This is a genomic window from Nostoc sp. UHCC 0251, assembly GCF_034932245.1.
Lineage (GTDB): Bacteria > Cyanobacteriota > Cyanobacteriia > Cyanobacteriales > Nostocaceae > Nostoc.
In genome coordinates, this window is the sequence record NZ_JAYGHD010000148.1 from 1 (window position 1) to 8760 (window position 8760).

Annotated in this window: 5 protein-coding genes; all 5 read left to right on the forward strand. The window is 40.3% G+C overall.

The window, feature by feature from the left end:
• Window positions 1–579 precede the first annotated feature (579 nt).
• The 5 genes from VB740_RS15705 (at window position 580) to VB740_RS15725 (ending at window position 8615) form a co-directional block, all read left to right on the forward strand.
• Window positions 580–1647 (forward strand): response regulator, encoded by a 1068-nt coding sequence (locus tag VB740_RS15705; RefSeq protein ID WP_323200905.1) that lies wholly within the window; start codon window positions 580–582, stop codon window positions 1645–1647.
• 62 nt (window positions 1648–1709) lie between these two features.
• Window positions 1710–2087, forward strand: coding sequence for a response regulator (locus tag VB740_RS15710; protein ID WP_229462923.1), 378 nt, complete (start codon window positions 1710–1712; stop codon window positions 2085–2087).
• A gap of 4 nt (window positions 2088–2091) precedes the next feature.
• Entirely contained in the window at window positions 2092–2589 is a 498-nt protein-coding gene (locus VB740_RS15715; protein WP_323200906.1) for a chemotaxis protein CheW, read from the forward strand.
• 60 nt (window positions 2590–2649) lie between these two features.
• Window positions 2650–5472, forward strand: coding sequence for a methyl-accepting chemotaxis protein (locus VB740_RS15720; RefSeq protein WP_323200907.1), 2823 nt, complete (start codon window positions 2650–2652; stop codon window positions 5470–5472).
• Between the two features lie 92 nt (window positions 5473–5564).
• A complete protein-coding gene (locus VB740_RS15725) occupies window positions 5565–8615 on the forward strand; it encodes a hybrid sensor histidine kinase/response regulator (RefSeq protein WP_323200908.1) in 3051 nt (1016 codons plus the stop codon).
• The last annotated feature ends 145 nt before the right edge of the window (window positions 8616–8760 follow it).

Here is an 8760-nt window from a genome sequence, read left to right on the forward strand (position 1 = left end):
AGAGACGTAGCAGTGCTACGTCTCTACAAGGATTTTGGTATTATGCAAAATCATTAGATAAGTTTTGTATTCTGTTTAATCTATGTTTTTAAGTGTGAATATTAAAACACTAATCTAGTATTATCAATAAATCAGTATTATTGCTGAGGTCAAGTTGAAGTTATTCGATGCAAAGTGGCTTCATATAACCCTATATGCTTAAAAAATAGAGTTTACTTAAGTGTAAATACAGAAGTTCAAATATATTACTATCTACAAAATCAGTATTATTCCTGTGGTCAGATTGGGGTTACTCAATGGAAAGTGGCTTCATCTAGTCTTGACATTTTTATGTCTTATTGCCCAAAAATGTCTGTAAATCTCAGTAACAGGAAGTAAATTAATAATAATTTACGAATTTACTGAGATTTGATTATTTGAAAATAACGCTGTTTTCGTTGAGTTTAACCACAAACACTAGATATAAACTGATGTACTTTAAAATACAAAAGTTTAACATTTTTTACCTGATTTCAATTGTGGAATAACTCTGGATGAAATTAGCTTACACGTATCGAATTTAGCTGAAGTAAAAGCAAAATGAGCACAACTCCTATAGGTAGCTACAGGTTGTTCCAAAAACTACATCCGCTATCTCTGTTGGCACAATTAACCAGTCGGCGTGCTACAGGGTGCTTAAACATATTTACTGGAATAGTTTCTTGGTCAATTTATCTAGAGGAAGGTAAACTTACTTACGCTTCCTATTCAGATAAACTGTTTGAACGGCTTGACAGTCACTTGCGACGCTTGAGCCAGCAAATTCCTGCTCTCAACAGCGCCACTCGCGTGCAGATGCGGCTGATGTTTGAGACGAAGAATGAGCATCAATCAATACCAAATGCAGATTACCAAGCTATTTGTTGGTTAGTAAATCAGGACTATATCACCTCTGTACAAGCAGCAAGCCTGATAGACGAATTGGCAAAAGAAGTGCTGGAATCATTTCTGTGTTTAAAAGAAGGTAGCTATGAATTCAGTCCAGAAAGCTCTTTGGATGAACTACCAAAGTTTTGTCGCTTGGATTTGCGGTTACTTGTTGAGCACTGTCAAAAACAGTTAAGAAATCGGCAAAATATCAAGTCATCAATTCCGGCTGGTGCGAGTTCCCAAGTTTTATCTACAACAAAACCGTCTCAAGTTCAGCCACAACTGCAAATAAAACTTGGGCAAAATTTGCCGCTACCAATCAATTTGGAGCTTCCTGATAAGAATAACATTACTCAGCCATCTGTTGGCAAAAAACTATATACGATCGCCTGCATTGATGATAGCCAAACAGTTTTGAATTCTATCAAATACTTTTTGGATGAGAACACATTTTCAGTTGTGATGATCAACGATCCGGTAAAAGCTTTAATGCAAATTCTTCGGAGTAAGCCAGATTTGATTTTGCTCGATGTTGAGATGCCGAGTTTAGATGGCTATGAGCTATGTTCCTTATTACGGAAGCATTCGGCTTTTAAAAATACACCGATCATTATGGTGACTGGTAGAACAGGATTTATCGACAGGGCAAAGGCTAAGATGGTCAGATCATCAGGATATTTGACTAAGCCCTTTACACAATCAGAATTGCTAAAAATGGTTTTTAAACATCTTGGTTAATTTAAGCTAAGGCAAAGAAAAATAATAACATATGTTTAATTTATTTTTTTAGGAGATTTATAGTGAGCCTGACTTTACTTGGCACAATTCTGATTGTAGAAGATTCTCCCAGTGAATTGGAATTAATGAGCCATTATCTAAAAGAGAGTGGTTACAACGTAATTAAAACTTCTAGTGCAAAAGAAGCTTTAGAAAAAGCTGTGTTAGAAAAACCAGATGCGATCGTTACTGATGTAGTAATGCCAGAAATGAGTGGATTTGAATTGTGTCGTTCTCTAAGAAGAAATCCCATTACTGCAAAAGTGCCGATTGTAATTTGTAGTTCAAAAAATCAAGAAATTGACCGTTTGTGGGCGATGAGACAAGGTGCAGATGCTTATATAACTAAACCTTACACCCGCGAACATCTCCTACGTACTATTAAATCAGTGGTAATTTGAATCAATGGTTAATACAAATATTACACTTCCTTCAAAACCAATTCAAAACAGTTTAGCGGATGGTTATCTGAAGTTTCAGCTAAATCAACAGACTGCTGCTGTTTTATCGATGAAACATACGCAAGAAGCAATTATTGTGCCTGTTGAATCTATCACCTCAATGCCCAATATGCCCTCCTGCATTTTAGGATTAATGAATTGGCGGAGTCGGATAAGTTGGGTAGTTGATCTGCCAAAAATGCTCAATTTAGAATCTCTAGATTATCGACTGCGGCAGTACAATGCAATCATTATTCAAGTGGAATCATTGGTGTTGGGTTTAGTTGTGCAAGAAATAAAAGGTACAACTAAATTTATCGCTGATGAGATTCATTCTCCTATAGGACAAGTAGCATCTAGTTTAGTTCCTTATTTATGTGGCTGCGTTGTGCAACAAGAAGAAATATTACTGGTATTAGATGCACAGGCAATTGTACAGTCTTCTATTCTCCGCAGTGATTAGGGTGTACGGCTAAAAAGGGTTTTTAGTGTTCTTATTCACATAGTTAGGAGAACTACTTTTATGTTTAATAAAACTAATGCAAATCAAGGTAGCGGTGCTCAAAATCGAGCATCGCTGATTTCATCCCAAAAAATCACTAGTAGTGTAGTAAAGCTACCAAATAACACTACTACTAAAACAGCTAATAATTCTTCCTTAAATCAGGCTATTGCCTCTTTTACAAGGCTGGGATTAGTTAAAAAAGCGACTATTTTAGCGATCGCAATCGGTACAATACCAGTATTGGGCATCGGTGCGATCGCTTTTGGTTTTGCCAACAAGTCAATTACTAAGCAAATTACTCAATCTCAACAAGCCGAAGCCACAGGCTTAAGTGATAAAGTTAACCGTTTCATGTTGGGACGCTACGGTGATATTCAGGTAATATCAAGTTTGCTTTTTTTGACAAGCCCCCAAGCTAGTAACAGTATCAGCACTCAGCAAAAGCAAGCAGTCCTAGATGGAGTTGTGGAAGCCTACAAAGCTTATGACAGCATTGCTGTTTTCGATCGCCAAGGTAACTTGATTGTCCAATCCACAGGTGAACCCCTAGACAACCAAAAAGACCGTATCTACTTTCAAGACGCTTTACAAAAAGATACTCCTATCATCAGTAAACCGGAAACAGTAAAAGATACTGGTTTAGTGAGTATTTATATAGCTGCACCCATTAAAGAGACAAGGACGGGCCAAACCATTGGCGTGGTACAAGCACGTATGCCCATAAAATCTTTAGAGGAAGTCATCAAAAACTACGTAGCCAATGGACAACAATACCATTTGCTGGATGCTTCAGGAACAGTTTTCTTGAGTCCACAAAAGGGATTATTGGGGAAAGAAGCAAAGGCAGAGTATTCTACTTTACCTAAACTGATAGCAGCCAAAAAGGTAAATAGCTTTATAGAAGTTCCCAAAATTTACAAGAAACAAGAACTAGTTAGCTACGTACCAGCCAGTACGGTAGATGGCTTACCAGATTTAAACTGGCAAGTACTTTTATCCACAGACACAGCAATTGTATTTGAGCCGCAAAGACAATTGTTGTGGATTATAGCCATCGGCACAGCAGTAACAGCCTTGATTGTGGGTGCGATCGCATCTCGATTAGCTAAACTTACTACACAGCCAATTTTAAATGCGACTGCGGCATTAGCAAAACTAGGTCAAGGTAAATTCAATACCCGTCTGGAAATTGAAAGAGAAGACGAATTAGGGCTATTGAGTGCAAATATCAACCAGATGGCCGAACAATTGCAAGTCTTAGTTAAGGAACAGGACGTTGAAGGGGCAAAATTACTAACAGATATTACCCTAAGAATTCGGAAAATTCTCAGAACTGAAGATATTTATCACGCAGCAGTAAAAGAAGTTCAGCAAGCGCTAAAAGCAGACCGGGTAATCATTTATAGCCTGAATTCAAATACTAAAAATGGCGTCGTCGTTACTGAATCAGTAACTGGTAATTGGCCGGAAATGATCGGAGTGAAAATCGAAAATTCTTATTTTCGGGAACGTTATGTAGAAACTAATCACGATGGACAGGTGCAAGCAGTTGCGAACATTCATCAAGACCAAAGCTCGAAAAATGCCGACGGTTACATCCAACTCTTAGATAAATTTGCTGTCAAAAGTGATTTGATCGTACCGATTTTTGCCCAAGGACAGCTTTTATGCTTATTAATTGCCCATAATTGCGAAACTCCTCGTGTTTGGCAACAACCGGAAATTGAATTGTTTCAACAGATAGCAACTCAAATTGGCTACGCCTTAGAACAAGCCAAGTTATTAGAAGATATAGAGCAATCTAGGAATGTTCCAGTAATCGGTTCTGACGACGAACGACATCAAAACGAGACACTGCAACAGCAACTTTTACAACTGCTCAACGACGTAGAAGGTGCAGCCAGAGGCGACTTAACAGTGCGTGCAGACGTAACGGCTGGGGAAATAGGCACTGTTGCCGACTTTTTCAACTCCATTGTTGAAAGCCTCCGGGATATTGTTACCCAAGTTCAACAAGCTGCTACCCACGTGAATACTGCTATTGGCTCTAACGAAGGAGCCATCCGCCATTTAGCAGAGGAAGCACTCAGCCAAGCTGCCGAAATCAACCACACCCTCGATGCTGTTGACCAAATGACCCAATCGATGAAAGCCGTAGCTGAAAGCGCTGAAAAAGCTGCTTTCATTGCCAACCACGCGGCTCACACCGCTACCAAAAGTGGACACGCGATGGATTTGACAGTACAAAACATCCTGTCTTTGCGGGAAACTGTGGGTGAAACTACTAAGAAAGTAAAACGTTTGGGAGAATCTTCGCAACAAATTTCTCGCGTGGTGTCCTTGATTAACCAAATCGCCATCCAAACGAACTTACTAGCTATTAACGCTGGCATTGAAGCCGCACGTGCAGGTGAAGAAGGTCAAGGTTTTGCCGTAGTCGCTGAAGAAGTCGGTGAATTAGCAGTCAGGAGTGCCGCAGCCACCCAAGAAATTGAACAAATTGTTGAGAACATCCAACGAGAAACCAGTGAAGTGGTGCTGGCGATGGAAATAGGAACCACCCAAGTGGTGGAAGGGACTCAAATTGTAGAGGAGGCTAAACAAAGTCTGAGTGAAATTTTGGATGTATCGCGTCAAATTGACTTCTTAGTGCAGTCAATTTCCACTGCAACTGCATCTCAGGTTGAAACATCACAAAGTGTTAGCCAATTGATGAAAGATATTGCTGCTGTATCACAACGCACCAGCGATTCTTCTCGCCAAGTTTCCGAATCTCTGCAACAAACTGTGGAGATTTCCCATCAGTTACAAGAAACTGTCGAGGCTTTTAAAGTTAGTTAAATTTGTCATTTGTCATTTGTCATTAGTCATTTGTCTAAAACTAATGCCCAATGTCCAATGCCCAATGCCCACAATGACTATTAACAAAAACCATGTTACAAGACAAAGAATTAGAAATCCAGATGCAATTTCTGGAAGAAGCAACGGATTATTTAAATACCCTAGAAACAGTATTGCTAGAAATCGATACTTCTAACCGCATCGATTTAGATAAAATCAATGCTGCACTCCGAGCCGCTCATTCTATCAAGGGTGGCGCGGGGATGATGGGATTTAGATCGCTAAGTGATTTAGCTCACCGTTTGGAAGATTCTTTTAAAGTTTTAAAAACTAAAAAAAATTCTCTAGAAATCGATACTCAGTTGCAAAGTTTATTGCTATCTGGAGTTGACTGGCTGCGTCAGATTGTAGAGTTACTTGCAGAAGGAAATGTTGTCGAAGATCAGTGGTTAGCAACCTTTTGTTACCCAATTTTTGATGAGTTGCACGATCGCTTGGGCGATCCTACCCCTGAGGATGCCTCAACCATGCTATCCCCAGAAGATGGACAAGACGTTATCCCCTTGCTATTTGGAACGGAAGTAGAAGCGTGTTTGCAACGTCTAGAATCTATATTGGCAGATAGCGAACAGCCTGGTTTGCATGAAGAAGTTGTGATCATGGCAGCTGAATTGGGTGGTTTGGGAGAAATGCTCCAGTTGGCAGCTTTTACGAAGCTTTGTGAGTCAATAACGCAGCAATTGGAAACTGTTAGTAGCTCGCGCATTCCCGAAATTGCCCAGTTAGCATTGCAAGCATGGCGGCGATCGCAAGCTTTGGTGCTGACAAATCAACTAGATAGCTTACCTACAGAACTTGAATTTGGTAGTTATACGCGATCGCAGCCATTATTACCAGCAGAAATAATACCACAACTTCCTCCCGCAGACACAAATATCGTCGATACAGAAGTAGCGCCAACATCTGTTTGGCAACCAGAAAATACTAGAGAGAATTGGACTAATGATGAAGCGTTAGTGCAGCCCAACGCAGGTATCGCTGCTAATTTTACATTTGTGGATGCGGAATTTGCCGATGACGTAAATTCTGTTAATGTCACCGAGCACAATCCCATATTTGCTAAAGAAAATAATCCTCCAGATGCCAGATTTGGCGAGGGTAAAGCAGAGCCAAATGGCGTTGCTAAGGAGCGGGAAACTCATGAGAATAGCGTCCGAGTTCCCAGCAAACAATTAGAGCAAATTAATGATTTGTTTGGCGAACTAATTGTTCAGCGAAATGGGTTGAACTCGCAACTAGATAGATTACGCAAACTCGTTCGTAACCTGAATCAGCGAGTCCAAGTTCTCGACCGAGAAAACCAAGAATTACGTACAGCCTACGACAAAATTTCCACTCAATCTGCCATATCTGCTGGGGTGCAGGTGCAAGCTGAAAATGGTTATCAAATACAAGGCACAGATAGAGAATTTGATGCCTTAGAAATGGATCGCTATAACGATTTAAACCTGCTATCGCAGGAAGTTATGGAAACCATTGTTCAGGTACAGGAAGTTACAACTGATGTGCAACTCAGTGTAGATGATACAGACCAAATTGCTCGTAAATTAAACAAAACATCTAAACAGTTACAAACAAAGCTAAATCACATCCGAATGCGGCCGCTGTCCGATTTAGTCGAACGTTTTCCCAGAGCCTTGCGCGATTTAAATGTAGAGTATGGGAAAAATGTGCAGTTGAAAGTTGAAGGCGGTAACACTTTAATTGAACGCAGCATTTTAGAAGCATTAAACGAACCTTTAATGCATCTTTTAAGGAATGCTTTCGATCATGGTATCGAAGATACTAGCACCCGCCGCCTTCTGGGTAAACCAGAACAAGGATTGATTGAAATTACAGCTACTCATCGCAGCAATCGCACCCTGATTACTATCCGCGATGATGGTTGGGGCATTTCTCTGGAGAAAATTCGCACCCGCGCCCTAGCTATGGGATTGGATGCTTCTCTACTCGCTAATGCTAGTGACGAAGAACTGTTATCACTAATTTTTGAACCAGGTTTTACCACCTCCGAGCAAGTCACAGCATTATCTGGGCGCGGTGTTGGTATGGATGTGGTTCGCAACAACCTGAAACTGATTCGAGGAGATGTCAAAGTTGATACGGAACCCGGAGTTGGTACTACCTTCACCCTATCAGTACCATTTACCCTTTCCGTAGCGCGAGTTCTGCTAGTAGAAATTAACAAAATGCTATTGGCATTTCCCACAGATGTCATTTCAGAAATATCCTTACTCCAAGACGAGCGAGTTTTCCAAATGGCAGGTAGCGAAGTTCTAAATTGGCAAGGAACCATGCTACCACTGATTCGCCTGACTCGTTATTTAGAGTTTAATTGCCTGCGCTACGATACCTCAGATTTAGATACTCCGGCAGCAATTAATGCTAACAGCGTGTTAGTAGTCAAAGGTAATAATCAGCCAGTAGCAATCCAAATAGACCGTTGCTGGGGTGAACAAGAAGTTGCTATTCGCCAAGTCGAGGGAAATATACCTTTACCTGAAGGCTTCAGCAACTGCACAATTCTCGCTGATGGTCGAGTAGTGCCACTAGTTAATGTCAAAGAGTTGCTGTATTGGATTGCTACAAATCGGCAGACTCCCAAAGGTACTCAATTACCATCAGCAAGGTTAAAAACACCGTTCCTGATATTTGATGAAAACAAAATATCAGCAGCATCTATTAAGCAGAAAGGCACAATTTTGATCGTAGATGACTCGATTAATGTTCGTCGCTTTTTAGCCTTAACCCTTGAAAAAGGGGGGTATCAAGTAGAGCAAGCTAAAGACGGTCAAGATGCTTTAGAAAAACTCCATAGTGGATTGAGAGTTGAGGCAGTAATTTGTGATATTGAAATGCCTCGTCTTGATGGATATGGCTTTTTAGGCAAGATAAATTCAGATGTTGATACAAAAAACATTCCAGTTGCAATGCTGACTTCTCGTAGTAGTAATAAACATCGGCAATTGGCTATGCAATTGGGGGCACGGGCTTATTTCTCTAAACCTTATAATGAGCAAGAATTACTCCAAACGCTGGAGGAAATAATTCGTAATGTAGCGGAAAAAGCAGCATCTAATTAATAATTCATAATCATGTTTCAGATATTTTCGTAGGGTGTGTTACGCCAAAGGCTAACGCACCGTTTTATAACAAAAAAGAATGCGGCAAACAGACCATTTGTAGAGACGCGATTCATCGCGTCTTTACCCAAGGATGTGTTGCAAT

Excerpts from the sequence above, each read along its gene's own strand:
- VB740_RS15715 (WP_323200906.1), top strand. The coding sequence starts at position 2,092 with ATGGTTAATACAAATATTACACTTCCTTCAAAACCAATTCAAAACAGT.
- VB740_RS15725 (WP_323200908.1), top strand. The coding sequence starts at position 5,565 with ATGTTACAAGACAAAGAATTAGAAATCCAGATGCAATTTCTGGAAGAA.
- VB740_RS15705 (WP_323200905.1), top strand. The coding sequence starts at position 580 with ATGAGCACAACTCCTATAGGTAGCTACAGGTTGTTCCAAAAACTACAT.
- VB740_RS15720 (WP_323200907.1), top strand. The coding sequence starts at position 2,650 with ATGTTTAATAAAACTAATGCAAATCAAGGTAGCGGTGCTCAAAATCGA.